General features: G+C 70.0%; 26 protein-coding genes, 1 pseudogene and 2 riboswitches. Of the genes and pseudogenes, 17 read left to right on the top strand and 10 right to left on the bottom strand.

Annotated elements, in window-relative coordinates:
- The first annotated feature begins 203 nt into the window (after positions 1–203).
- The 13 genes from nrdR to I0D00_RS19450 all read left to right on the top strand — a co-directional run bounded on the left by nrdR (position 204) and on the right by I0D00_RS19450 (position 9830).
- A complete protein-coding gene (gene nrdR, locus I0D00_RS19510) occupies positions 204–668 on the top strand; it encodes a transcriptional regulator NrdR (protein WP_213641463.1) in 465 nt (154 codons plus the stop codon).
- On the top strand, positions 668–1786 hold the full coding sequence (ribD, locus tag I0D00_RS19505) for a bifunctional diaminohydroxyphosphoribosylaminopyrimidine deaminase/5-amino-6-(5-phosphoribosylamino)uracil reductase RibD (RefSeq protein ID WP_213641462.1): 1119 nt from the start codon (positions 668–670) through the stop codon (positions 1784–1786). Before nrdR ends, ribD begins: the two co-directional genes overlap by 1 nt.
- Positions 1787–1872: 86 nt before the next feature.
- Positions 1873–2038, top strand: a riboswitch (FMN riboswitch).
- Between the two features lie 165 nt (positions 2039–2203).
- On the top strand, positions 2204–2866 hold the full coding sequence (locus I0D00_RS19500) for a riboflavin synthase (protein WP_213641461.1): 663 nt from the start codon (positions 2204–2206) through the stop codon (positions 2864–2866).
- Positions 2867–2878: 12 nt separating this feature from the next.
- Positions 2879–3973, top strand: a complete 1095-nt coding sequence (gene ribBA / locus I0D00_RS19495; RefSeq protein WP_213641460.1) for a bifunctional 3,4-dihydroxy-2-butanone-4-phosphate synthase/GTP cyclohydrolase II — start codon at positions 2879–2881, stop codon at positions 3971–3973.
- A gap of 51 nt (positions 3974–4024) precedes the next feature.
- The gene (gene ribH / locus I0D00_RS19490; protein WP_213641459.1) at positions 4025–4501 is read left to right on the top strand and encodes a 6,7-dimethyl-8-ribityllumazine synthase; all 477 of its coding nucleotides are present in this window, start codon (positions 4025–4027) and stop codon (positions 4499–4501) included.
- Positions 4498–4989: a transcription antitermination factor NusB gene (gene nusB / locus I0D00_RS19485; RefSeq protein ID WP_213641458.1), complete on the top strand. Its 492-nt coding sequence runs from the start codon at positions 4498–4500 to the stop codon at positions 4987–4989. Before ribH ends, nusB begins: the two co-directional genes overlap by 4 nt.
- A 16-nt stretch (positions 4990–5005) precedes the next feature.
- On the top strand, positions 5006–5974 hold the full coding sequence (gene thiL / locus I0D00_RS19480) for a thiamine-phosphate kinase (RefSeq protein ID WP_246533312.1): 969 nt from the start codon (positions 5006–5008) through the stop codon (positions 5972–5974).
- Positions 5967–6479 carry a phosphatidylglycerophosphatase A family protein gene (locus tag I0D00_RS19475; protein WP_338050451.1) on the top strand — a complete coding sequence of 171 codons (513 nt, stop codon included), beginning with the start codon at positions 5967–5969 and terminating at the stop codon, positions 6477–6479. The genes thiL and I0D00_RS19475 overlap by 8 nt, the downstream gene beginning before the upstream one ends.
- An 18-nt stretch (positions 6480–6497) precedes the next feature.
- Positions 6498–7226 carry a substrate-binding periplasmic protein gene (locus I0D00_RS19470; RefSeq protein ID WP_213641456.1) on the top strand — a complete coding sequence of 243 codons (729 nt, stop codon included), beginning with the start codon at positions 6498–6500 and terminating at the stop codon, positions 7224–7226.
- 8 nt (positions 7227–7234) lie between these two features.
- Complete coding sequence (locus I0D00_RS19465; RefSeq protein ID WP_213641455.1) at positions 7235–7891, top strand: retropepsin-like aspartic protease family protein; 657 nt, start codon at positions 7235–7237, stop codon at positions 7889–7891.
- Positions 7892–7999: 108 nt separating this feature from the next.
- Positions 8000–8620: a GTP cyclohydrolase II gene (ribA, locus tag I0D00_RS19460; RefSeq protein ID WP_213641454.1), complete on the top strand. Its 621-nt coding sequence runs from the start codon at positions 8000–8002 to the stop codon at positions 8618–8620.
- Positions 8617–9033: an MFS transporter gene (locus tag I0D00_RS19455; protein ID WP_213641453.1), complete on the top strand. Its 417-nt coding sequence runs from the start codon at positions 8617–8619 to the stop codon at positions 9031–9033. Before ribA ends, I0D00_RS19455 begins: the two co-directional genes overlap by 4 nt.
- A complete protein-coding gene (locus I0D00_RS19450) occupies positions 9033–9830 on the top strand; it encodes a cobalamin-binding protein (protein ID WP_213641452.1) in 798 nt (265 codons plus the stop codon). Before I0D00_RS19455 ends, I0D00_RS19450 begins: the two co-directional genes overlap by 1 nt.
- Before the next feature lie 56 nt (positions 9831–9886).
- On the opposite strand, the gene I0D00_RS19445 is transcribed toward I0D00_RS19450, so the two are convergent.
- The 7 genes from I0D00_RS19445 to I0D00_RS19415 form a co-directional block, all read right to left on the bottom strand.
- Positions 9887–11812, bottom strand: coding sequence for a TonB-dependent receptor (locus I0D00_RS19445; RefSeq protein WP_213641451.1), 1926 nt, complete (start codon positions 11810–11812; stop codon positions 9887–9889).
- 100 nt (positions 11813–11912) lie between these two features.
- A riboswitch (cobalamin riboswitch) is annotated at positions 11913–12131 on the bottom strand.
- A gap of 72 nt (positions 12132–12203) precedes the next feature.
- The gene (gene dxs / locus I0D00_RS19440) at positions 12204–14099 is read right to left on the bottom strand and encodes a 1-deoxy-D-xylulose-5-phosphate synthase (protein ID WP_213641450.1); all 1896 of its coding nucleotides are present in this window, start codon (positions 14097–14099) and stop codon (positions 12204–12206) included.
- A 151-nt stretch (positions 14100–14250) separates the two neighbouring features.
- The gene (gene ispA / locus I0D00_RS19435; RefSeq protein WP_213641449.1) at positions 14251–15138 is read right to left on the bottom strand and encodes a (2E,6E)-farnesyl diphosphate synthase; all 888 of its coding nucleotides are present in this window, start codon (positions 15136–15138) and stop codon (positions 14251–14253) included.
- Entirely contained in the window at positions 15135–15377 is a 243-nt protein-coding gene (locus tag I0D00_RS19430; RefSeq protein WP_213641448.1) for an exodeoxyribonuclease VII small subunit, read from the bottom strand. The genes ispA and I0D00_RS19430 overlap by 4 nt, the downstream gene beginning before the upstream one ends.
- A gap of 118 nt (positions 15378–15495) precedes the next feature.
- Positions 15496–16266: a sulfite exporter TauE/SafE family protein gene (locus I0D00_RS19425; RefSeq protein ID WP_213641447.1), complete on the bottom strand. Its 771-nt coding sequence runs from the start codon at positions 16264–16266 to the stop codon at positions 15496–15498.
- A 183-nt stretch (positions 16267–16449) separates the two neighbouring features.
- Complete coding sequence (ppa, locus tag I0D00_RS19420; RefSeq protein ID WP_213641446.1) at positions 16450–16977, bottom strand: inorganic diphosphatase; 528 nt, start codon at positions 16975–16977, stop codon at positions 16450–16452.
- A gap of 77 nt (positions 16978–17054) precedes the next feature.
- Positions 17055–17894: a M90 family metallopeptidase gene (locus I0D00_RS19415; protein ID WP_213641445.1), complete on the bottom strand. Its 840-nt coding sequence runs from the start codon at positions 17892–17894 to the stop codon at positions 17055–17057.
- Positions 17895–18017: 123 nt separating this feature from the next.
- Between I0D00_RS19415 and I0D00_RS19410 the strand changes: the two are divergent.
- Positions 18018–19614: pseudogene (locus I0D00_RS19410) on the top strand (protein kinase family protein).
- A 33-nt stretch (positions 19615–19647) separates the two neighbouring features.
- Here the strand turns inward: I0D00_RS19410 and I0D00_RS19405 are convergent.
- Positions 19648–20103, bottom strand: coding sequence for a GNAT family N-acetyltransferase (locus I0D00_RS19405; protein WP_213641444.1), 456 nt, complete (start codon positions 20101–20103; stop codon positions 19648–19650).
- Positions 20104–20394: 291 nt separating this feature from the next.
- On the opposite strand from I0D00_RS19405, the gene mpl reads away from it, so the two are divergent.
- Genes mpl through I0D00_RS19390 form a run of 3 tightly spaced genes read left to right on the top strand, consistent with a single transcriptional unit; the run spans position 20395 to position 22719 of the window.
- Positions 20395–21747 carry a UDP-N-acetylmuramate:L-alanyl-gamma-D-glutamyl-meso-diaminopimelate ligase gene (gene mpl / locus I0D00_RS19400; RefSeq protein ID WP_213641443.1) on the top strand — a complete coding sequence of 451 codons (1353 nt, stop codon included), beginning with the start codon at positions 20395–20397 and terminating at the stop codon, positions 21745–21747.
- A gap of 2 nt (positions 21748–21749) precedes the next feature.
- A complete protein-coding gene (gene ubiX / locus I0D00_RS19395) occupies positions 21750–22382 on the top strand; it encodes a flavin prenyltransferase UbiX (RefSeq protein ID WP_213641442.1) in 633 nt (210 codons plus the stop codon).
- Between the two features lie 58 nt (positions 22383–22440).
- Complete coding sequence (locus tag I0D00_RS19390) at positions 22441–22719, top strand: YceK/YidQ family lipoprotein (RefSeq protein ID WP_338050458.1); 279 nt, start codon at positions 22441–22443, stop codon at positions 22717–22719.
- An 11-nt stretch (positions 22720–22730) separates the two neighbouring features.
- Here I0D00_RS19390 and I0D00_RS19385 read toward each other — a convergent pair whose 3' ends face one another.
- Together I0D00_RS19385 and I0D00_RS19380 are read right to left on the bottom strand one after the other, a co-directional pair.
- Positions 22731–23102, bottom strand: coding sequence for a thiol-disulfide oxidoreductase DCC family protein (locus tag I0D00_RS19385; protein WP_213641440.1), 372 nt, complete (start codon positions 23100–23102; stop codon positions 22731–22733).
- A gap of 226 nt (positions 23103–23328) precedes the next feature.
- Positions 23329–23940: a class I SAM-dependent methyltransferase gene (locus I0D00_RS19380; protein WP_213641439.1), complete on the bottom strand. Its 612-nt coding sequence runs from the start codon at positions 23938–23940 to the stop codon at positions 23329–23331.
- Positions 23941–23951 lie beyond the last annotated feature (11 nt).

Genomic DNA, 23951 nt, shown 5'->3' with positions numbered 1-23951 from the left:
CGCCCCAGGCCGAGCCGGCGCAGGCCGCCAGCAGCAGGACCAGGGCCAGGGCGGCGAGGGGGCTCGGAGGCATGGGCGGGTCCGTCGGTATGGGTGTCAGGAAGCTTAGTCGCAGGCGCGCCTGTATACCGCAAAGCGCGCGGCTTGTCTTGCCTGCGGGATGCGCTACCATGGCGCCTTCCCGTTCAAGGCGACTGCCCGCTATGCACTGTCCGTTCTGCGGTGCCCACGACACCAAGGTCATCGACTCGCGCCTGGTCGCCGAGGGCGAACAGGTGCGCCGCCGGCGTGAATGCCTGGCCTGCGAGGAGCGCTTCACCACCTTCGAGACCGCCGAGCTGGTGATGCCGCGGCTGATCAAGCAGGACGGCAGCCGCCAGCCCTTCGACGAGGAAAAACTGCGTGCCGGCATGCAGCGCGCCCTGGAGAAGCGCCCGGTGAGCATCGAGCGCCTGGAGGGCGCCATCGCCCACATCAAGCACAAGCTGCGCGCCACCGGCGAGCGCGAGATCAAGTCGCTGGTGCTCGGCGAACTGGTGATGGGCGAGCTGCAGAAGCTCGACGAGGTCGCCTACATCCGTTTCGCCTCGGTGTACCGGCGCTTCCAGGACCTCAACGAATTCCGCGAGGAGATCGACCGGCTGTCCCGCGAGCCGTCGCAAGGCTGATGCTGAACTCCGATCAGGGCTTCATGGCCCGCGCCCTCGAGCTGGCCCGCAAGGGCCTCTACTCCACCCATCCCAATCCGCGCGTCGGCTGCGTCATAGTCGCCGCCGGGCGCATCGTCGGCGAAGGCTGGCATGCCCGGGCCGGCGAGCCCCATGCCGAGGTGCACGCGCTGCGCCAGGCCGGCGAGCGGGCCCGCGGCGCCACCGCTTATGTCACCCTGGAGCCCTGCAGCCATCATGGGCGTACGCCGCCCTGTGCCGATGCCCTGGTGGCCGCCGGCGTGGCGCGAGTGGTCGCGGCCATGCAGGACCCCAACCCCCAGGTGGCCGGCAATGGCCTGGCGCGTCTGCAGCAGGCCGGCATCGAGGTGCTCTGCGGCGTGCTCGAAGGCGATGCGCGGGTTCTCAACGGCGGTTTCATCAAGCGCATGGAGCAGGGCCTGCCGCTGGTGCGGGTCAAACTGGCCATGAGCCTGGACGGCCGCACCGCCATGGCCAGCGGCGAGAGCCAGTGGATCACCGGGCCGGCGGCGCGGGCCGCGGTGCAGCGCCTGCGCGCCCGCTCCAGCGTGGTGCTGAGCGGCGCCGATACGGTGCTGGCCGACGGCGCGCGGATGACCGTGCGCCCCGACGAACTGGGCCTGGGCGCCGAGCTGAGCGCCCTGGCCGCCGCCCGTCCGCCGCTGCGGGTGCTGGTCGATGGACGCCTGCGGGTGCCGCTGGACGTGCCCTTCTTCCAGGCCGGGCCGGCGCTGGTGGCCACCTGCGCGGCCGCCGCGGCGCGCGAGCGGTTCCTCGAGGAAGGCCACGAGCTGCTGGCCGTGCCGGGCAGCAACGGCCATGTCGACCTGCGGCGGCTGCTGCTCGCACTGGCCGCCCGCGGCGCCAACGAGGTGCTGGTCGAGGCCGGGCCGCGCCTGGCCGGGGCCTTCGCCCGCCAGGGCCTGGTCGACGAGTACCGGCTGTTCGTCGCGCCCAAGCTGCTCGGCTCCAGCGCCCGGCCGCTGCTCGAGCTGCCGCTGACGCGCATGGCCGAGGCGCCGGAGCTCAGGATCCTCGACATCCGCGCGGTGGGCGAGGACTGGCAGATCATCGCCGTGCCCAAGGGCCAGGGCTGATCGGCCAGTCGCCGGCACGCAGGCGCGTGCGCCCATGCAGGTCGCGGTCAATTGTGGTACAACGCGTCTCGGCCACCTGGTGGCCGCAACGTTCTCAGGGCGGGGTGCGATTCCCCACCGGCGGTAATGGCGCGCAAGGCGCCTAGCCCGCGAGCGCTTGCCGAGGGTCCTGCTGCGGGGCGTCGGCGAGGTCAGCAGACCCGGTGCGATTCCGGGGCCGACGGTCACAGTCCGGATAAAGAGAGAGCGGGATTGTCTGAAAGGGCGCCGTAGCGGCGCCTGCAAGATCCCTTTCGATCAGTCACGCCCTGTTTTTGATAAACAGGAGTTCGTCCAGATGTCACAGACTTATTACTCGGTTCCGGTGCGCGGCGCGTTCCACTCGCCTCGCGTCGTTTCCGGGTCCGTGGAGGCGCAATGTTCACCGGCATAATCGAAGCTATCGGCAGCATCCGGGCGCTGAGCCCCAAGGGCGGCGACGTGCGCGTCTACGTCGAGACCGGCAAGCTCGACCTGGCCGACGTCAAACTCGGCGACAGCATCGCGGTCAACGGCGTGTGCCTGACCGCGGTGGAGCTGCCCGGCGACGGCTTCTGGGCCGACGTCAGCCGCGAGACCCTGGCACGCACCGCCTTCATCGACCTCAAGCCCGGCAGCCGGGTCAACCTGGAGAAGGCCCTGACCCCGAGCAGCCGCCTCGGTGGCCATCTGGTCAGCGGCCATGTCGACGGCGTCGGCGAGGTGCTGTCGCGGGAGGACAATGCCCGTGCCGTGCAATTCAGGATCCGCGCGCCGCGCGAGCTGGCCAGGTACATCGCCCACAAGGGCTCGATCACCGTCGACGGCACCAGTCTCACGGTCAACGCGGTCAGCGGCGCCGAGTTCGAGCTGACCATAGTGCCGCACACCCTGGCCGAGACCATCATGGTCGACTACCGTCCGGGGCGTCAGGTCAACCTCGAGGTGGACCTGCTGGCGCGTTACCTGGAGCGCCTGCTGCTCGGCGACAAGGCCGCCGAGCCCAAGGCCGCCGGCCTGACCGAAAGCTTTCTGGCCGAACACGGCTACCTGAAGAATTAAGGAATCGCCAGCATGGCACTCAACAGCATCGAAGAACTGATCGAAGACATCCGCGCCGGCAAGATGGTCATCCTCATGGATGACGAGGACCGCGAGAACGAGGGCGACCTGATCATCGCCTCGGAGGCGGTCACCGCCGAGCACATCAACTTCATGGCGCGCTTCGCCCGCGGCCTGATCTGCATGCCGATGACCCGCGAGCGCTGCGAGCGGCTCAGCCTGCCGTTGATGGCGCCGCGCAACGGCTCCGGTTTCGGCACCAAGTTCACCGTCTCCATCGAGGCCGCCGAGGGCGTCACCACCGGCATCTCCGCCGCCGACCGCGCGCGCACCGTGCAGGCCGCGGCGGCGAAGAGCGCCAAGGCCGACGACATCGTCAGCCCCGGCCATATCTTCCCGCTGATGGCCCAGCCGGGCGGCGTGCTGGCCCGTGCCGGGCATACCGAGGCGGCCTGCGACCTGGCGCGCATGGGCGGCTTCGAGCCGAGCGGGGTGATCTGCGAGATCATGAACGACGACGGCACCATGGCCCGCCGGCCCGAGCTGGAGGAGTTCGCCGCCGAGCACGGCATCAAGATCGGCACCATCGCCGACCTGATCCACTACCGGCTGATCCACGAGCGCACCGTCGAGCGCATCGGCGAGCAGGAGCTGGACACCGAGCTGGGCCAGTTCAACCTGGTGACCTACCGCGATGCGGTGGAGGGCGACGTGCACATGGCCCTGACCCTGGGCAGCATCAGCCCGGAACAGCCGACCCTGGTGCGGGTGCACAACATGGACCCGCTGCGCGACCTGTTCATGGTCAAGCAGGAGGGGCGCTGGAGCCTGCGCGCCGCCATGGTCGAGGTGGCCAAGGCCGGCAGCGGCGTGGTGCTGCTGCTGGGCAACCCGCTGACCGGGCCGGACCTGCTGGCGCACCTGGAGCGCCAGCAGGGCCACGAGCACAAGGCGGCCAATCCGACCACCTACAGCACCGTCGGCGCCGGCTCGCAGATCCTCCGCGATCTGGGGGTGCGCAAGATGCGCCTGATGAGTTCGCCGATGAAGTTCAACGCAATATCCGGTTTCGACCTGGAAGTTGTAGAATACCTGCCCTCTGAATAACCCCATGGGGCGCAGGCTCGCGCCCCGGCTCTTTCCCAGACGAGATCCGCTATGACCCTGAAGACCATCGAAGGTACTTTCATCGCCCCCAAGGGCCGTTTCGCCCTGGTGGTCGGCCGCTTCAACAGCTTCGTCGTCGAAAGCCTGGTAAGCGGTGCCGTTGATGCCCTGGTGCGCCACGGTGTGAGCGAAAGCGACATCACCATCATCCGCGCCCCGGGCGCCTTCGAGATTCCTCTGGTGGCGCAGAAGGTCGCGCAGCGCAGCGAGTTCGACGCCATCATCGCCCTCGGCGCGGTGATCCGCGGCGGCACCCCGCACTTCGAATACGTCGCCGGCGAGTGCACCAAGGGCCTGGCCCAGGTGTCCATGGAGTTCGGCGTGCCGGTGGCCTTCGGCGTGCTGACCGTGGACTCCATCGAGCAGGCCATCGAGCGCTCCGGCACCAAGGCCGGCAACAAGGGCGCCGAAGCCGCGCTGTCCGCCCTGGAAATGGTCAGCCTGCTGGCGCAGTTGGAGGCCAAGTGAGCCAGCACGACAGCCAAGGGCAGAAGCCGCAGGCGGCGAAGAAGGGCCCTAGCGCCAAGACCCTGGCGCGCCGCGAGGCGCGCACCCTGGCCATGCAGGCCCTGTACTCCTGGCATATCGCCGGCCAGGCGCTGAACGAGATCGAAGCGCAGTTTCGCGTCGACAACGACTTCAGCGCCGTCGACGGCGCCTATTTCCATGAGATCCTGCACGGCGTGGCGCGGCAGAAGACCGAGATCGACGGCGCCTTCGCGCCCCTGCTCGATCGGCCGATGGACGAGATCGACCCGGTCGAGCTGTCGATCCTGCGCCTGTCCACCTACGAGCTGAAGAACCGCATCGATATCCCCTATCGGGTGGTGATCAACGAGGGCATCGAGCTGGCCAAGGTGTTCGGCGCCACCGACGGCCACAAGTTCGTCAATGGCGTGCTGGACAAGCTGGCGCCGCGCCTGCGCGCCGACGAAGTCCGCGCCCACAAGCGCTGAGCCCGGCGCGTCTGCCTTGGGTGAGTTCGAGCTGATCCGCCATTACTTCGCCGCCGCGTCCTGTGCGCGGGCCGGCGAAGGCGTGGTCCTGGGCATCGGCGACGATTGCGCCCTGCTGGAGCTGGCGGCCGGCGAACAGCTGGCGGTGTCCACCGACACCCTGGTCGAGGGCGTGCATTTTCCCGCGGCGGCCGAGCCGTTCTCGCTCGGCCAGCGTGCCCTCGGCGTGTCGCTCAGCGACCTGGCCGCCATGGGCGCGGCGCCCATCGGCTTCACCCTGGCCCTGACCCTGCCCCGTGCCGAGCCGGCCTGGCTCGAGGCCTTCGCCCGCGGGCTCGACCAGATGGCGCGGCAGTGCAGTGCGCGCTTGATCGGCGGCGATACCACGCGCGGTCCGCTGAGTCTGACCCTGACCGTGTGCGGCCGGGTGCCGGCCGGGCAGGCGCTGACCCGCGCCGGTGCCCAGGCCGGCGACCTGCTCTGCGTCGGCGGCTGCCTGGGCGAGGGCGCCGGTGCCCTGGAGCTGGTGCTCGGGCGGCGCCAGGCCAAGGCGCAGGTCGCCGAGGCGCTGCTGCCGCGCTACTGGGCGCCGCAACCGCAGCTGGCCCTGGGCCAGGCCCTGCGCGGCAAGGCCACGGCGGCGCTGGATATTTCCGATGGCCTGCTGGCCGACTGCGGGCATATCGCCACGGCATCCGGGGTGGCGCTGCTGGTCGAGCAGGCGCGCCTGCCCCTCTCGGCGGCCCTGCTGGACTTGCTCGGGGAAGAGGGCGCACGTCGCTGCGCCCTCGGCGGTGGCGACGACTACCTGCTGGCCTTCACCCTGCCGGCCGAGCACCTGCACGGCCTGCAGGCGGCGGGCTGGCCGCTGCAGGTGATCGGCCGGGTCGAAGCCGGCGCAGGCGTGCGCCTGCTGGATGCGCAGGGGCGTGCCCTCGCGCCGCCGGCACGGGGCTATCAGCATTTCGGAGCCGCCGGTGTCTGAGACCTCGCGAGTGCCGCCCTCGGTCTGGCGCAATCCCTGGCATTTCCTGGCCTTCGGCTTCGGCTCCGGCACCTTGCCCAAGGCGCCGGGCACCTGGGGGTCGCTGGTGGCCCTGCCGTTCATCCCACTGTGGCAGCTGCTGCCGGACTGGGGCTACTGGCTGATGCTCGGCCTGAGCATGCTGTTCGGCTTCTGGCTGTGCGGCAAGGTTGCCGACGACCTGCGCGTGCACGACCACGAGGGCATCGTCTGGGACGAGATGGTCGGCATGTGGATCACCCTGTGGCTGGTGCCCGAGGGCTGGGCCTGGCTGCTGCTAGGCTTCTTGATGTTCCGCCTGTTCGATATCCTCAAGCCCTGGCCGATCCGCTGGATCGACAGGCACGTGCACGGCGGCGTCGGCATCATGCTCGACGACGTGCTGGCCGGGGTGTTCGCCTGGCTGGCGATGCAGCTGGTGGTATGGGGCTGGGCCAACGGCCTGGCGGCGGGGCTGGGCTTCTAGCGAGACCGGAGGGCGGACATGCGCGGCTTCTGGCTGGCGATATTGATGGCGCTGTCGACCTGGGCCGGTGCCCAGGCGGAGGCGCCGCCGCCGACGCAAATCCGCCTGGCCAGCGAGGTCTGGGCAGAGGATACCGAGGCCGACGGCAGCGGCCTGGCCTGGGACATCCTGCGTCAGGTCTTCGAGCCCGCCGGCGTCGAGTTGCAGATCCAGAGCGTGCCCTATACCCGCTCCATCGGCCTGGTGCAGCGCGGCCAGGCCGATGCCTGGGTCGGCTCGTACAAGGATGAGATCGACCGCGGAGTGATCTACCCGCGCTGGCACTACGATGCCGACCGGGTCAGTGCGCTGGGCCTGGCCGAGCGCCCGACGCCGACCCTGGCCACTATAGGCGCGGCGCGCCTGGTGTGGATGCGCGGTTACGCCTTCCAGCGTTACCTGCCAGATTTGAAGCATTACCGGGAAATCCAGCGCGATAGCGATATCCTGCAGATGCTGCAGTATCGCCGCGCCGATTTTTTCCTCGAGGCCCATGACGAGCTCGAGGACCTGCTCGAGCGCGCCGCCGAGCCGGCACGCTTTCGCCTGACGCCGTTGACCCGCCTGCCGCTGTACCTGGGCTTCGCCGACACGCCCCGGGGGCGCGCCCTGGCCGCGCTGTTCGACAGGCGCATGGACGAGCTGGTCAGGCGTGGCAGCCTGCGGCCGGTGTTCAAGCGCTGGCAACAACCCTATCCCTTCGACTAAGGAGATCGATGCGCGTGAAACAGGGACTGAAATGGCTTGCCGCCGGCGTGCTGCTGGCCGCCGCCGGGAGCCTCTGGGCCGCGCCCCAGGTGCAGGTGGTCGGCCTGTTTCCCGGGGCCGCGGTGCTCAATGTCGACGGCCAGCGCAAGCTGGTGAAGGTCGGCCAGACCGGGCCGGGCGGGGTGCAGGTGATCAGCGCCGACAGCCGCGGCGCGGTGCTGCGGATCGAGGGCGTCGAGCGCAGCTATGGCCTGAGTCGCGAGTACAGCAACGGCTTCGCCGAGCCGAGCAAGCGCCAGCTGAGCATCGCCAAGGGCGTCGGCGGACACTACTGGGTCGCCGGCTCGGTGAGCGGCCATCCGGTGCAGTTCCTGGTCGATACCGGCGCCACCTCGGTGGCCTTGAACGAAGGGCATGCCCGGCGCCTGGGCATCGACTACCGCGTCGTCGGCCGGCCGTTGCAGGTCAGCACGGCCAGCGGCACGGCGCGCGGCTGGCGGGTCAGCCTCGACAGCGTCAAGGTCGGCAGCCTGGAGGTGCTGGGCGTCGAGGCCGTGGTGCTGGAGGGCGGTGCCCCGACCGAGGCGCTGCTCGGCATGAGTTTTCTCAGTCGGGTCGGCTGGAAGGTCGAGCAGGATGTGCTGATGCTCGAGTCCAAGCATTGAGCCGAGCCGATCCTTATCATCGGTAATTCAGGCTGACCCGCCGGCAGGGGCTGCTGTTACAATGCCGCTCTTGCCACTTTCCCGCCCTTATCTGCTTAGGAGCATCCGGTGCCTGTCGTGTTCGTCGCCGCCTCCCAACTGCCTACGCCGTTTGGCGTGTTCACCATGCACGGCTTTCTCGAGGAGGCCACCGGCAAGGAACATGTCGCGCTGACCTTCGGCGATGTCGCCGGCGGCGAGCCGGTGCTGGGACGCCTGCATTCCGAATGCCTGACCGGCGATGCGCTGTTCAGCCTGCGTTGCGACTGCGGCTTCCAGCTCGAGGCGGCCTTGCGCGCCATCGCCGCCGAGGGGCGCGGCGTGCTGCTCTACCTGCGCCAGGAAGGACGCGGCATCGGCTTGCTCAACAAGATCCGCGCCTACGAGCTGCAGGATGGCGGCGCCGACACCGTGGAGGCCAACGAGCGCCTGGGCTTCGGCGCCGACCAGCGCGACTACGCGATCTGCCGGCCGATGCTCGAGCACCTGGGCATTCGCCAGCTCAAGCTGATGACCAACAACCCGCGCAAGGTCAAGGCGCTGGGCGACATGGGCGTGGCGGTGGCCGCCCGCGTGCCGTTGCAGATCGACCACAACCCGCACAACAAGAAGTACCTGGCGACCAAGGCCGGCAAGCTCGGCCATCTGCTCGGCAGCCTGCACCAGGGCGAGGTCGAGGAGCCCCGGTGAGCCGCAGCGAGACCCGCCGTCGCCTGGCCCTGGCTTGGTGGGGCCGGCTGCTGTTGACGCTGGCGCCGCTGTTCGGTGTCAACCTGCTGTTCGGCGCCGAGCGCCAGCCCGGGCCCTTGGCCATGCCGCTGTTCATCGCCGGGCTGCTGGCGATGTTCGCCAGCCTGCCGCAGTTCGGCGCCTACAAGCGCGCCCTGATGGCCACCGAGAAGGCCCTCGACACCCCGCAGGAAGCGGCCGCCTGGCAGGCGCTGGGGCAGTGCCGGAGCCGGGCCATGTGGGTGGCCGCGCTGCCGGCCTGGGTCGCCGTCGGCGCCCTGTTCGCCGGCCTGGAAGGCATACCGCTGCTGCTCCTGGCGCTCTCCAGCCTGGTGCTGCTGTACCTCTACCGCATTCCCCGCCAGCTCGGCTGATGAGCCGTCTGGCGCTGTGCCTGCTGGTGCTGCTGGCCCGGCCGGCCTGGGCGGTGGAGCGGGTGGTCAGCCTGGCGCCGTCCTTGAGCGAGATCGTCCTGGAACTGGGCGCCGCCGAGCTGCTGGTCGGCGTGCTGGATGGCGGCGAGCGGCCGGTCGCGCTGGCGCACCTGCCGTCGGTAGGGCGCTACGGCCAGCTGGAGATGGAGAGCCTGCTCAAGCTGCAGCCCGACCTGGTGCTGCTCTGGCCCGACAGCATAAGCCCGGCCCAGCGCCAGCAGCTGGTGGCCTTCGGCATCCCCCTGCTGGTCACCGAACCGCGCGACCTGAGCCACCTGGCCGAGCAGTTCGCCGAGATCGGCGCGCGCCTCGGGCGGGGCGAGCAGGGCCAGCTGTTGCGCCGACGTTTCAACGAGCGCCTCGCCGAACTCCGTACCCGCTACCGGCGCGAGCGGCCGCTGCGGGTGTTCTACCAGATCTGGGACAAGCCGCTGTACACCATAGGCGGTCGCCAGATCATCAGCGACGCCCTGCGTCTGTGCGGCGCCGAAAACGTCTTCGCCGACCTCGCCCTGCCGGCGCCGCAGGTCGGCATCGAGGCGGTGCTGCAGCGCGACCCCGAGGTGATACTGGCGGGCTCCGGCGCCCAGCTGGATGGCTGGCGCCGCTGGCCGGGCCTGGCCGCGGTGCGGCGCAATCAGCTCTGGCCGGTGCCGGACAAGGGCCTGGAGCGGCCCAGCTTCCAGATGCTGGCGGCCACCGAGAAGCTCTGCCAGCAGCTGGCCGAGGCGAAATAGAGCGCTAAAAGCACAAGGCCCCGCGATCGCGGGGCCTTGTCGTTGATGGGGGCTGCTTAGAAGCGGTAGCCGACGCTCAGTTGCACCTCCTCTTCCGGCGCTGGATAGAGGGCCTTGTTGCCGGCGATAAAGGCATTGTGGCCGGCATGGCTGTCGTAGCGCTTGCCTGTCAGGTTGTTGATCCGCAGCTTGCTGCTGAACTGCCGGTAGTCGTAGCTCAAACCGAGATTTAACAGGGTGTAGCCACCTTCTCGCGGCAGGGCGTGGGCGTCGTCGCTGGCGAGGTAGCGTGGGCCGGTGTAGTTGGCCTCGACGTAGCCGGTCAGTCCCTTCAGCAGCAGGTAGTGCAGGCTCAGGCTGGCCGTGTGCCGGGCCACCCAGGGCACGTCGTGGCCCTTGAAGCTGCCCCCTCGGTAGCGCGCGTCGGTGAAGCTGTACTGGCCATTGAGGCTCAGGCGATCGTTGAGTTGGCGCCGCCCCTCGAGCAGCAGGCCGTCGCGCCGGGTGTCGTCCAGGTTGACGTTGGCGCCTGGGCCGAAGGGGCCGGGCGCGGCGCTGTCGAAGGCGATTTCGTTCTCGAGGTCCAGGCGATAGAGGCTCAGCTGATAGCGCTGGATGGCATCCTGCCATTCGACCCCGCCTTCCCATGAGACCCCTGTCTGGGGTTCGAGGAAGCGCGTGCCGGGGGAGGTGAAGCCGTTGTCGTCGACGTTGGCGAAGCGCAGTACGTCCTCGCGCTTGAGAAACAGCCGGGTATGGCTATCGGCTTGCCAGCTCAGGCCCAGGCTGGTGCTGTCCTCATGGTCGGTGTGGCGCAGGCCGAGGCCCTGATTGCGATCCTCCGCCTCGCTGGCGCGGTAGCCAAGGGTCAGGGTCAGCTCGTGGCCCAAGGGTTGGCTGAGCTGGCTGTACCAGTCGCGCAGGGTCTGGCGGAAGCGGGTGGTGCCGAAGGCCGAGGCCAGCTCATAGTCACTGGTGATGTGGTCGTGGCCGAGCAGCCATTCGCTACGCCCCAGCGAGCTGTCCCAGTGGGCGGTCAGGCGCGGGCTCAGCGTTTCGACGCGGGTGCCTTGGGTGAAGGCGCCGGAGAGGAAGCCCACGGCATCGCTGTCGCGGTAGCTGTAGTCGAAGTCCGCCGTCCAGGTGTCGGAGAGCGCCTGGCGGGCGGCGAAGCGGCCTACCTGGGTCTTGCTGTCGCTGAAATCCCGCGGCTTGAAGCTGGCCTTGCGGTCGGCGCGGCGCTGGCTCTCGCTCAATGCGCCGGGCAGGCGCAATTCGTCATCGATGGTCTGGTATTCGGCCAGCAGCCAGCCACCCTCATGGTCGTGGCGCAGTCGGGCGAAGGCGTTGCTGTAACTGGCGTGGTTGTTGTCGCGGTAGCCGTCGGCATGCCGCGCCTCGCCGTTGGCGTAGAGCGAAAAGCCGCCGCCCAGTTGGCGGAAGGCATGGCCGCGATAGGCTTCCAGGTCGTGGCTGCCGCGGCTGGTTTCCACATAGGCTTCGTCCTGTAGCGGGGTGCGGGTGATGATGTTGACCACCCCGCCCACGGCCTGGTCGCCGTAGAGCACGGTGCCGGCGCCGCGGATGATCTCGATACGCTCGATATTGGCCAGGGGCACGCTGTTGAGGTCGGCTGCCTGCTGACTGGGGTTGTTCAGGCGGCGGCCATCGACCAGCACCAGGGTATTGTTCGCCGCATTCTCGCCGAAACCGCGCAGGCTGAGGGCGACCCGGTTGCCATCGCCGAGGGTGTCGCGAATCTGCAGGCCGGCCTGGGTGCGCAGCACCTCCACCAGGCTGCTGGCGGCGCTGGCCTCGATCTGCCGGCGGGTAACCACGGCGACGCTGGCCGGCGCCGGCTGCTGCAGCGGTGTGCCGCGGGTCACCACCAGGGGCTGGGCCTGATAGGGTTCGGTGGGTTCGGCAGCCAGCGCGAGGCCGGGCGCCAGGGTCATGGCCAGGGTGAGTGGGGACAGTTTCATCGATAGATCCTCAAAAGTGAGACAGCTTTCGAGGAGGGCAGGGACAAGCGCGGGCAGGCGGGCAGCCGTCAGCGCTTGACGGTGATGCCCTCCGCAACACCAGTCAGATTGCGCCGAGGCAGGTCTCCGGGCTGTCGACTGCGGTTTCCCACCTTCCCGGGCGAGCCCAGTGGTGTGTCGGGAAAACCTGTGCTCGCGTATGAGCACCGTCGATTACCGTTGCGGGGGCAGCGCAGGCCTTGCGCTCGTCCGTGGGCGAGCGCGCACCTGCTTCCCTTTTCACGCGGCGTTGGCCGCGACCTCGGACAAGCAGAACGCCGCGCGGCCGTAGCCTGCGCGGCGGGTATAACCATTCGTTCGGCAGGCTGGGCCGCGGCCCGGCCTGCGCGGTTCAGGCCTGCAGCAGTGCCAGGCGCAGCCGTACCGCGGCTTCGATGCCGGCGGCGTCCAGGCCGCACTCGGCGAGCATCTGCGCCGGTTTGGCGTGCTCGACATAGTAGTCCGGCAGGCCCAGGTGCAGCACCGGCTTGAGCTGGTTCTCGCGGGCCAGCAGCTCGCTGACCGCGCTGCCGGCGCCGCCCATGATGCTGTTCTCCTCGACGGTCACCAGCAGTTCGTGACTGCCGGCCAACTGGCGTACCAGGGCCTCGTCCAGGGGTTTGACGAAGCGCATGTCCACCACCGTGGCGTCGAGGGCCTCGCCGACCTTCAGCGCCTCGGCCAGCTGCACGCCGAACACCAGCAGGGCGACCTTGCCGCCCTGGCGGCGGACTACGCCCTTGCCGATCTCCAGCGGCTCCAGGCCCTGCTCGATAACGGCATTGGGGCCGCTGCCCCGTGGGTAGCGCACCGCCGCCGGGCCCAGATACTGGTAGCCGGTGCTGAGCATGCGGCGCAGTTCGTTCTCGTCGCTGGGGGTCATCACCAGCATGCCGGGGACACAGCGCAGGTAGGACAGGTCGAAGCTGCCGGCGTGGGTCGGGCCGTCCTCGCCGACCAGGCCGGCGCGGTCGATGGCGAACAGCACGTCGAGGTGCTGCACCGCCACGTCGTGGATCAGCTGGTCGTAGGCGCGCTGGAGGAAGGTCGAGTAGATCGCCACTACCGGCTTGGCGCCGTCGCAGGCCATGCCGGCGGCCAGGGTCACCGCGTGCTGCTCGGCGATGGCCACGTCGAAGTAGCGTTCGGGGTAGCGTTCGCTGAAGGCCACCAGGTCCGAGCCTTCCTTCATCGCCGGAGTGATGCCGACCAGGCGCTTGTCCTGGGCGGCCATGTCGCACAGCCACTGGCCGAACACGCTGGAGTACTTCGGTCCGCCCGCTTTCTTCGGCGTGGCCTTGGCGTCCACCGGCTCCAGCTTGGTGATGGCGTGGTAGCCGATCGGGTCGACCTCGGCGGGGGCGAAGCCCTTGCCCTTCTTGGTGATCACGTGGAGGAACTGCGGGCCCTCCAGGTCGCGCATATTGCGCAATGTCGCCAGCAGGGTCGGCAGGTCGTGGCCGTCGATCGGGCCTATGTAGTTCCAGCCCAGTTCCTCGAACAGGGTGCCGGGCACCAGCATGCCCTTGGCGTGCTCCTCGGTCTTGCGGGCGATCTCCCAGGCCCCGGGCAGGCGCGACAGCACCTTCTTGCTGCCCTCGCGCATGCTGGCGTAGGTGCGGCTGGAGAGCAGCTTGGCCAGGTAGTTGGACAGGCCGCCGACGTTGCGCGAGATCGACATGTCGTTGTCGTTGAGCACCACCAGCATGTTGGCGCCTACATCGGAGGCGTGGTTCAGCGCCTCGAAGGCCATGCCGGCGGTCAGCGCGCCATCGCCGATCACCGCCACCGCTTTGCGCGTGCTGCCCTGCAGGCGCGCGGCGATGGCCATGCCCAGGGCCGCGCTGATCGAGGTGCTGGAGTGGCCGACGCCGAAGGTGTCGTATTCGCTCTCGCTGCGTCGCGGGAAGGCGGCGATGCCGTCCTTCTGGCGCAGGCTGCTCATCTGCTCGCGGCGGCCGGTGAGGATCTTGTGCGGGTAGGCCTGGTGGCCGACGTCCCACACCAGGCGGTCGTCCGGGGTGTCGAAGACGTAGTGCAGGGCGATGGTCAGCTCGATCACCCCGAGACCGGCGCCGAAGTGCCCGCCGGTCTGGCCGACCGTGTACAGCAGGTACTGGCGCAGCTCGTCGGCCAGGGCCTCCAGTTCGGCCTCGCCCAGGCGGCGCAGCTCGTCCGGCGTGTTCGCGCGGTCGAGCAGGGGCGTCAGCGGGCGCTCGCGGGGAATCTCATCGAAGGTCGTCGGCATCGGGCGAATCGTTATAGGCAAAAAGATGCGGCAGTTTACCCGAAAGCGATGCCAAGCTTTAAGCCATAAGTCCAAGGCGCCGGGCGGGGCGTTCTGCTCGGGCGGACCAGGCGGCGCCTGGACGCGGGCCGGGGCACGGCCGGTGCCCGCCTCAGTGGCGCCGTTCGACTATATAGCGGGCCAGCTCGCGCAGCGGTTCGGCGCGGCTGTCGAAGGGGCGCAGGGCGTGCAGGGCCTGATCGCGCAGTTCCAGGGCATAGGCCTTGGCCTGTTCCAGACCGAGCAGCGCCGGGTAGGTCGGCTTGTGATTGGCCTGGTCCTTGCCTTGGGTCTTGCCCAGGGTGGTGGTGTCGCTCTCCACGTCGAGGATGTCGTCCTGCACCTGGAAGGCCAGGCCGATGGCCTGGGCGTAGGCCTGCAGGGCCTGCAGGGCGCAGTCGTCGGCGTGGCCGCTGGCCAGGGCGCCGAGGCGCACGCTGGCTTCGATCAGGGCGCCGGTCTTGTGCCGGTGCATGGCCTCCAGGGCCGGCTGGTCGAGCCGCTGGCCGACCGCGCCGAGGTCGATGGCCTGGCCGCCGACCATGCCCGCCGGGCCGGCGGCATGGGCCAGGCAGGCGATCATCGCCAGGCGCAGCTCGGCGGCGAGCGGGTTGCAGCGCTCGTCGGCGAGCGCGGCAAAGGCCAGGCTCTGCAGGCCGTCACCGGCGAGGATGGCGCTGGCTTCGTCGAAGGCCTTGTGGGTGGTGGGCTGGCCGCGGCGCAGGTCGTCGTCGTCCATCGCCGGCAGGTCGTCGTGGACCAGGGAATAGGCATGGATCAGCTCCACCGCGCAGGCCGCGCCGTCGGCCTGCCGCGCCTCGCCGCCGAGGGCCTCGCAGGCGGCGTAGACCAGCAGCGGGCGTACCCGCTTGCCGCCGTTGACCACGCTGTAGCGCATCGCCTGGTAGAGGCGTTGCAGCGCCTCGCTGGGCGGCTGCAGCAGGTCGTTCAGCGCCGCATCGACGCGGCGTTGGCACAGCGCCTGGTAGTCCGCGATCATGCCGGGCGCTCCGCGTCGAAGGGCGCCTGCTCCAGTTCGCCGTCGCGCTCCAGGAGGATCTGCACCTTCTGCTCGGCCTGGGTCAGGGCGGCCTGGCAGTCGCGGGTCAGGCGGATGCCCTGCTCGAAGGCGGTCAGCGAGTCTTCCAGCGACAGCTCGCCGCTCTCCAGGCGCTCGACCAGGTTCTGCAGGTCGGTGAGGGACTGCTCGAAGTCGAGCGCGGCTTTTTTGCGGGCCATGGCGGACGGTCTCTGGCGGGGTTCTGGCAGGGGGATAATCGCCGCGACACTAGCAGAGCGGCGTCTCGTGGGCAAACGGCCGGGGGCGCGCCTGGCGGGGCGAAGCCCGGGGCAGCGGTCAGCTGGCGAGATAGGTGGCCCAGAAGTAGTAGGCGGTCATGCCGCTGCCGACGGCGATCACCAGGGCGCGCAGCAGGATGGGCGGCAGGCGCTGGCCGAGGGCCCCGCCGGCATAGCCGCCTAGGGTGGCGCCGCCGAGCAGGACGGCCAGCTCGGCCCAGCTGACCCGCCCGGCGACCACGAAGGTGACGGTGGCGATGCTGTAGATCACCGCCGAGATCAGGTTCTTCAGGGCATTGGCCCGGGCCAGGGGGTGGCCCTCGATGGCGAATGCCGCCAGCTGCAGGATGCCCATGCCGGCGCCGAAGTAGCCGCCGTAGATCGACACGCCGACATGGGCGCCGAGCGACAGCGGGCCGTGCGGTGGCTGCGCCCCGGGCGCGCGACGGGCGGCCAGGGCGCGACTGAGTCGCGGGCTGGCGGCGAACAGGGCGGTGGCCGCCAGCAGCAGCCAGGGGATCAGGTGGCGGAAGATCTCGTCGCCGCCGGCCAGCAGCAGCAGGCCGCCGCCCAGGCCGCCGAACAAGCCGGCCAGCAGCAGCGGCAGCAGGTAGCGGCTCAGCGGTCGCAGGCTGCCGCGGGCGGCCCAGGCCGCGGCCAGGCTGGCCGGCCACAGGGCCACGGCATTGGTGGCGTTGGCGGTGACCGGCGGCAGGCCGGCGGCGAGCAGGGCCGGGAAGGAGAAGAAGGTGCCGCCGCCGGCCAGGGCATTCATGCCGCCGGCGGCGAAGCCGGCAAGAATCAGCAGCAGGACATCGCTCGGGCTCATGGGGCTATCCCTGGCAAAAAGTGGAGCTTACCCAGCTCCGGGCCGCCGGCCAAGCCGTCGGGGACGGGTTGGCGGCCGTGCTCACCGGGGCGGTCCGCGGCGGCGCTCGCGAGGCTCGTGCGGTGCGAGTCGCAGGCAATAAAAAAGCCGGCTTGTGGCCGGCTTTTAGGGGGTGGTCAGGGCTTATTTTTGGTAAGCCGCGACTGCCTTGTTGATCAGCTCGCGGGCCTCTTCGGCGCCGGCCCAGCCTTCGACCTTGACCCACTTGCCCTTCTCCAGATCCTTGTAGTTCTCGAAGAAGTGCTTGATCTGCTCGATCAGCAGGGGCGGCAGGTCGGTGTATTCCTGAACGTCCTTGTACAGCACGGTCAGCTTGTCGTGGGGTACGGCGACCAGCTTGGCGTCGCCGCCGGCTTCGTCGCTCATGTGCAGCACGCCGACCGGGCGGGCGCGGATCACCGAGCCCGGCGCCACCGGGTAGGGGGTGACCACCAGCACGTCCAGCGGGTCGCCGTCGTCGGCCAGGGTGTGCGGGATGAAGCCGTAGTTGGCCGGGTAGAACATCGGGGTGGCCATGAAGCGGTCGACCATCAGACAGTCGGTCTCGTGATCGATCTCATATTTGATCGGCGCGTGGTTGGCCGGGATCTCGATGGCGACGTAGATGTCGTTCGGCAGGTCTTTGCCTGCTGGAATCTTGCTGTAGCTCATGGGGCGACTCCCGGGGATGGGCCAAAAAAGTGGCGCGATTATAGGCACATTCCCCGGCGCTTGCTACGCCGAGATGCCTAGCCATTGGTCGCGGTCGGCGTCTCCTTGGTGTGGCTACGGTAGTCCGGGTGAGTGCCTTGCAGGCGCTGCAGACGTGCCAGCGGGTCCTGGCGGTAGAAGCGCGCGAGCTGCTCGTAGACGGCGGGGAAGGCCTCGTGGAGCAGGTCCGGGGCGCTGAAGAAGTATTCGCTGGCCACCGCGAAGAACTCCGCCGGGTCTTCGGCGGCATAGGGGTCGATGGCGGTCTCGGCCTGGGGATCGGCATCCAGCTGGGCGTTGAGGCGGTCGTAGGCGTCCTGCATGGCGCCGGCCCAGTCGCTCACGCGCATGTCGGCGTGCAGCGGCGGCAGGCCGTTGGCGTCGCCGCCGAGCATGTCCAGCTTGTGCACCAGCTCGTGAATCACCAGGTTGTAGGCGTCCCAGCCGCCGCTGCCTTGCACCCCCGGCCAGGCGAGGATCACCGGGCCCTGCTGCCAGGCCTCGCCGCTGTGCTCGGCGTCCCACTCGTGGACCACGCCGCTGGCGTCGCGGTGGCGCTGGGGGCTGACGAAGTCGTCCGGATAGAGCACCACCTCGTGGAAGCCGCGGTACCAGTCCAGTTCCTCCAGATGCAGCAGCGGCAGCGCGGCCTGGGCCGCCAGGCTCAGGCGGTCCAGGGTATCCAGTTCGACGCCGGGCAGGGCGGTCAGGCGCTTGTCATGCAGGAACAGCACGGCGCGTTCGCCCAGGCGCTGGAGTTCGGCCGCGCTCAGGCCGTCGAGGATCGGCAGGCGCCGCTGCACCTCGGTCCAGATGGCGGGCTCGAGGGGATGGCGGGCGAGGATGCGCCGGCGGCGCCAGGCGCGGTAGGACCACATGGAGTACGGCTCGCAATGGCGGATGGCCCACCTTAAGCGGCCGCCGGGCGGGCGGCAAGTCGGGCCGGATCGGCACAAAGGCTGCAGCGCACTGGCAGGTGCTGAGTGCGAGGAGGGCCAACGATGTCGATCGAACGACTGGAGCATCCGGCCGTGAGCTTGGTGCATGGCCACGGCATCGACCTGCCGAGCCAGGCGGCGCGGGCGCGGGCGGTGTGGCTGGGCGGGCGCCAGGGGCGTGCGCCGGTCCTGCTGGTGGCCCTGCTCTGGGCCCGCCAGTGCCCCGATGTGGTGCGGACTCTGGAGCATTACCTGGACGCGTTGTTCGCCGACTACCGCTGCACGCCGCAGGGCTGGAGCGAGGCGCAGGCGGCGCGGCAGGTGCTGGCGGCGCTCAATCGGCAGCTGTTCCGTCAGCAGCGCAGCGGGCAACGCATCCCGCAGCTGGATGCCGGGCTGTTGCTGCTGCACGGTGGCGAGGCGCAATGGCTCCAGGCCGGCGCCATCGGCCTGCTGCGCTATCAGGACGGCGCCTTGCACAGTCTGGCGGGGCGCGAGGGGATGCAGCTCGGCCTGCAGGCCGAGCCGGCGCTGCTGCAGCAGCGCCTGCAGTTGGGAGTGGGGCAGGCCCTGTTGCTGGCGCCGCAGCCGCTGCTCGGGGTGGCCGACTGGCAGGGCTTTCGCGACGGTTGCGCGAGCCTGGCCGAAGCGCACCTGGCGGACCTGCTGCTGCCCTGGCTGCAGGCCCCCGGTGCGGCGGTGCTGGTGCGCCCCGGTGAGTCCCCCGGCCCGGCGCAGGTGGCGCCGCGGGAACGCTGGCCGGCGGTCGCCGCGGCCCCGGGCATGCAACTCGATGGCTGGACCCTGCTGGGCGAGTGTTCGTTCGGCCCGCCGGGACGGACGTTTCACGGCCGCGAGGAGGGCGGTCGCGAGGCGCTGATCTGGTTCGCCGAGCAGGCTGCCGACGAGGTCTTCTGGCAGCGCGAGTGGGCGCTGCGGCGCAGCCCGGTGGCCAGTCTGCCGCTGGTGTTGTCGCCGCACCGGCCGCGCCGGCATGCCTTCCTGCTGTTCGAGCCGCCGGCACCCGGCATGCGCAGCCTGGACGCCTGGCGGACGACCCGGGCGCCGCTGGATGGCCCGGCCCTGCTGGCCCTGCTCGACCAGGCGATCGCCGCGGTGCGCGGCCTGCAGCGCCGCGGCATGCAGGGGCTGTGGCTGGATCCGCGGTGCATCCTGGTCGGCGACAGCGGCCGCCTGTTGCTGCTGCCCGAGCATGCCGCGGTGCTGCCGGGCGTGCCGCGTCAGCGGCTGCCGCCGGGTGCCGTGCCGCTGGCGCCGGAGGTCCGCGGCGCGCGGGCGGTGGACGGCCGCGCCGACCAGTTCGCCCTGGCGGCGCTGGTCTACTGGCTGTTGGCGGGGCAGTGGCCGGAGGTCGCCGGGCCGGACGGCGGCAAGGCCAGCCGCTATGTGCCGCTGGCCCGCTTCACCCCCTGGCCTGCCGGCAGGCTGGGACGGGGTCCTGGCGCGGGCCCTGGCGCCGCAGCCGGAGGCGCGCTTCGAGGCGCTCTCGGAGTTCCGTCAGGCCCTGCAGCAGCCCCTGCGGCACCCGCCGCTGCCGGCCCGTCGCGGTCTGCGCGGGCAGCGCTGGCGTCTGGCGTTGCTGTGCGCCCTGCTGCTGCAACTGGGCCTGGGCCTCTGGTTCAGCCTGCTCGGCGACTAGGCCGACGCGACCGCGGGCCGCCCGTAGTCGGGCTCAGTCGCCGTTGACCGGCAGCACGTAGTTCTTGAACTGGCTGTCTTCGCGAAAGCCGATGGATTCGTAGAGCGCCTGTGCCACGGCATTGTCGCTGCTGGTGGATACGCGCATGCGCACCGCGTTGGTGTCCCTGGCCATCTTCTTGGCGGTCTGCAGCAGGCGGTCGGCGACCAGTTGGCGACGGGCGTCTTCGGCGACATAGATGTCGTTGAGAATCCACACGCGCTTGAGCGACAGCGAGGAGTAGCTGGGGTAGAGCTGGCAGAAACCGAGCAGGCGGTCGTCATCGTCGGCCAGGGCCAGGTAGATCACCGACTCCTTGCGGCGCAGGCGGGTCTCCAGGAACTTGCGCGAGGACTCCGGGAACGGCAGTTCGCCATAGAACTCGCGATACTTGACGAACAGCGGGGTCAGCAGGTCCAGGTGCTCCAGGGTGGCAGGGACTATGCGCATGGTGAGCCTCGACTTCGGGGGAATGGGCGACGGCGGCAGCGCGGCTGCAAGTGCCGATGGACGTGGCGATGCTGCCTAAGGCGTTTTGAAAGCGCAATCCAAGCAAGCGTTTGATTTATGCGCTGAACGCGCGGCCATAAGCGTCGGTAGCGGCCGGCCGATCTGCGCAACCTTTCGCGAGCGGCGGCGGTCTCATCCGCGCGGCTCAGGCGCGGGCCGTGCGCCGGGCCGCTGTGCTAACCTGCGGCGAGTTTCTACCGGGCTCGATCGGGTCCGTTTCAGGGGTTATCCATGCATATCCATATTCTCGGCATCTGCGGCACCTTCATGGGCTCGCTGGCCGTGCTGGCCAAGGAGCTGGGCCACCGGGTCACCGGCTCCGATGCCAATGTCTATCCACCCATGAGTACCCAGCTCGAGGCCCAGGGCATCGAGCTGACCCAGGGCTACGACCCGGCGCAACTCGAGCCGGCGCCGGACCTGGTGGTGATCGGCAACGCCCTGTCGCGGGGCAACCCGGCGGTCGAATATGTGCTGAACCAGGGTCTGCCCTACGTCAGCGGCCCGCAGTGGCTGGCCGACCACGTGCTGCAGGGGCGCTGGGTCTTGGCGGTGGCCGGCACCCACGGCAAGACCAGCAGCTCGAGCATGCTCGCCTGGGTGCTGGAGCACGCCGGCATGAGCCCGGGCTTTTTGATCGGCGGGGTGCCGCAGAACTTCGGCGTGTCCGCGCGCCTGGGCGGCACGCCGTTCTTCGTGGTCGAGGCCGACGAGTACGACAGCGCCTTCTTCGACAAGCGCAGCAAGTTCGTCCACTACCGCCCGCGCACCGCCATCCTGAACAACCTGGAGTTCGACCACGCGGACATCTTCCCGGACCTGGCGGCCATCGAGCGGCAATTCCACCACCTGGTGCGAACCATCCCGGGCGACGGGCTGATCATCCACCCGCGCGGCGAAACCGCGCTCGCCCGGGTCATCGACATGGGCTGCTGGACGAAGGTCGAGACCACCGGCCCGGGCGGCCAGTGGCAGGCGCGCCTGCTCAGCGCCGATGCCTCGCGCTTCGAGGTGCTGTTCGCGGGCCAGCCGGTCGGCACGGTCGACTGGCCGCTGACCGGCCGGCACAACGTCGCCAACGCCCTCGCGGTGCTCGCCGCGGCCCGTCATGTCGGCGTGGTGCCGGAGCTGGGCTGTGCGGCGCTGTGCCAGTTCATCAATGCCAAGCGGCGCATGGAGAAGGTCGCCGAGGTCCGCGGCGTGACGATCTACGACGACTTCGCCCATCACCCGACGGCCATCGCCACCACCCTCGACGGCCTGCGCCAGCGCATCGGCGCCGCCCGCCTGATCGCCATCGTCGAGCCGCGCTCCAACTCGATGAAGCTCGGCGCGCACCGCGACGGCTTGCCGGCTTCGGTGGCGCAGGCCGACTCGGTGTACTGGTACGCGCCGCCCAACCTGGGCTGGGACCTGGCGGCGAGCGTGGCCCCGAGCACGGTGCCGACCCGGGTCTGCGACTCGCTGGAGGCGATCATCGAAGGGGTCAAGGCCGAGGCCGCACCCGGCACCCAGGTGGTGATCATGAGCAACGGCGGCTTCGGCGGCCTGCACGGCAAGCTGGCGGCAGCCCTGGAGGAGTGAAGGTGTCCGGACCCGAACGCATCACCCTGGCCATGACCGGCGCCTCCGGCGCCCAGTACGGCCTGCGCCTGCTCGACTGCCTGGTGCAGGAGGAACGCGAGGTGCATTTCCTGATCTCCAAGGCCGCCCAGCTGGTCATGGCCACCGAGACCGACGTCAGCCTGCCGGGCAAGCCCCAGGCCATGCAGGCCTTCCTCAGCGAATACACCGGCGCCGCCCCCGGGCAGATCCGCGTCTACGGCAAGGAGGACTGGATGGCCCCGGTGGCCTCCGGCTCCGGCGCGCCGACCGCCATGGTGGTGGTGCCCTGTTCCACCGGCACCCTGTCGGCCATCGCCACGGGGGCCTGCAACAACCTGATCGAGCGCGCCGCCGACGTGGCACTCAAGGAGCGCCGCCAGCTGATCCTGGTGCCGCGCGAGACCCCGCTGTCGAGCATCCATCTGGAGAACATGCTCAAGCTGTCCAACCTGGGCGTGACCATACTGCCGGCGGCGCCGGGCTTCTACCACCAGCCGCAGACCCTCGACGACCTGATCGACTTCGTCGTCGCACGCATCCTCAACTGCCTGGACATCCCCCAGGACATGCTGCCGCGCTGGGGTGAGCACCACCAGGTCAGCGGCGATGACTGAACCGCGGCGGCCGGCAGGCGGCCGAGGGGGCTCGCCCGGGGCTAACCCATCCTGCCGGGTGGTGGGGCTGGTCCTCCTCGCCTTGCTGGGCAGCGGCTGCGCCAGCGTGCGCACCCTGGATGCGGCCAAGCCCGGCGCGCCGGTGATCTATGCCGGTACCCGCCTGGACTGGTACGCGCTCAATGGCGGCTGTTGCCCGCTTGAGCGCTTCGGCGCCGAGGCGCCGCGCCACGCCGCCCTCGACCTGCCGGCCAGCGCCCTGCTGGACACCCTGTTGCTGCCCTTCGCCCTGGCCGTGGAGCTGGGGGTGGGGCTGGGCGTCAGCGGCGGCTACTGAGCGTCCGTCGCCTACCAGTGTTTCAGCCAGCGGTTCCAGCGATACAGGGCGCGGGCGAACAGGTTGTAGCCCCAGCGTGCCAGCAGGTGCAGGCCGGGCAGGCGCAGCAGGCGGGCCAGCCAGCGCTGGCCGCGGGTGCGCTGGAACAGCGCGGCGAAGGCGTCGACGCCCACCGCCAGGCGCCCGGATTCGTCCTTGAGGTAGAGACGCTCGCGCACCTGTTCCAGCTCGCTGCCCAGCTCCGCGACCGCTTCGGGGTGCTGGTGCACGTCGATCCACTCCACCGGGCAGCTGGCGTCCGCCCGCATGCGCCGGCGCTGGCCCTCGATACCGGCTTTGCACACCGGGCAGGCGCTGTTGTAGAAGACCTTGAGCTTGCTCATGGCTTCGCCCCCTGAGTCGAGGCCGCTCGTTCGGCCAGGTCGCCGGCGACCGTCCCGAGCATGCGGGCTTGGGCCGCTGCGGCGGGGTGGGTGTGGAATGCGCTGATGCCGCTTCTGGACGCGCGCTTGGCGCGGACGGATTCGCGGTTCATGCTGGCTGTCTCTGCGCAGGCCAGTCCATCGTCGACCCGCCGGCTGGCACGGTCAAGCGGCGCGGACCGGATGCCTAGTCGGCCCAGCCGGAGTAGACGTAGGTCATAGGTCTGGGGCCCTTCAGGTAGCGGGCCTCCAGGGTGCCGAGGCGAAAGCCGCCGGCGGCGATCAGCGCCGGGATGTCGCGGTCCAGGTGGCAGCCGCCGGCCAGGGGCTTCCAGCAGGGTGTCAGCCGCCGTTGCCAGCGTGCTACGGCGGCATCCGGCGCCAGGCCGTGCTCGCAGAACAGCAGGCGGCCGCCGGGCTTCAGCACCCGGCGCATCTCCCGCAGCGCCGCCAGCGCATCGGGGATGGTGCACAGGGTGAAGGTGCAGACGATGTCGTCGAAGCTGGCCTCGGCGGCCTGGATCTGCCCCAGTTCCAGGGCGATCATCTCGACCGGGATGGCGATCCGTGCGACGCGCGCGCGGGCCAGTTGCTGCATGGCGGCGCTGGGATCGACGCCGACGATGACGCTGACCCGGGCGGTATCGTAGAGCGCCAGGTTGAGGCCGCTGCCGATGCCGATCTCCAGCACCCGTCCGCGGGCCTGGGGGACGATCTGCGCGCGGACCCGCATCACCTCGCCCAGGCCGCAGGCCAGGTCGATCAGCCGTGGCAGTAGATAGCGCTCATACAGCTGCATGGCGGTGCGGC

The organism is Pseudomonas lalucatii (assembly GCF_018398425.1).
GTDB classification, from domain to species: domain Bacteria; phylum Pseudomonadota; class Gammaproteobacteria; order Pseudomonadales; family Pseudomonadaceae; genus Aquipseudomonas; species Aquipseudomonas lalucatii.
The sequence above is the reverse complement of the archived record's forward strand: the minus strand, read 5'-3'. Positions and strand labels throughout refer to the sequence as shown.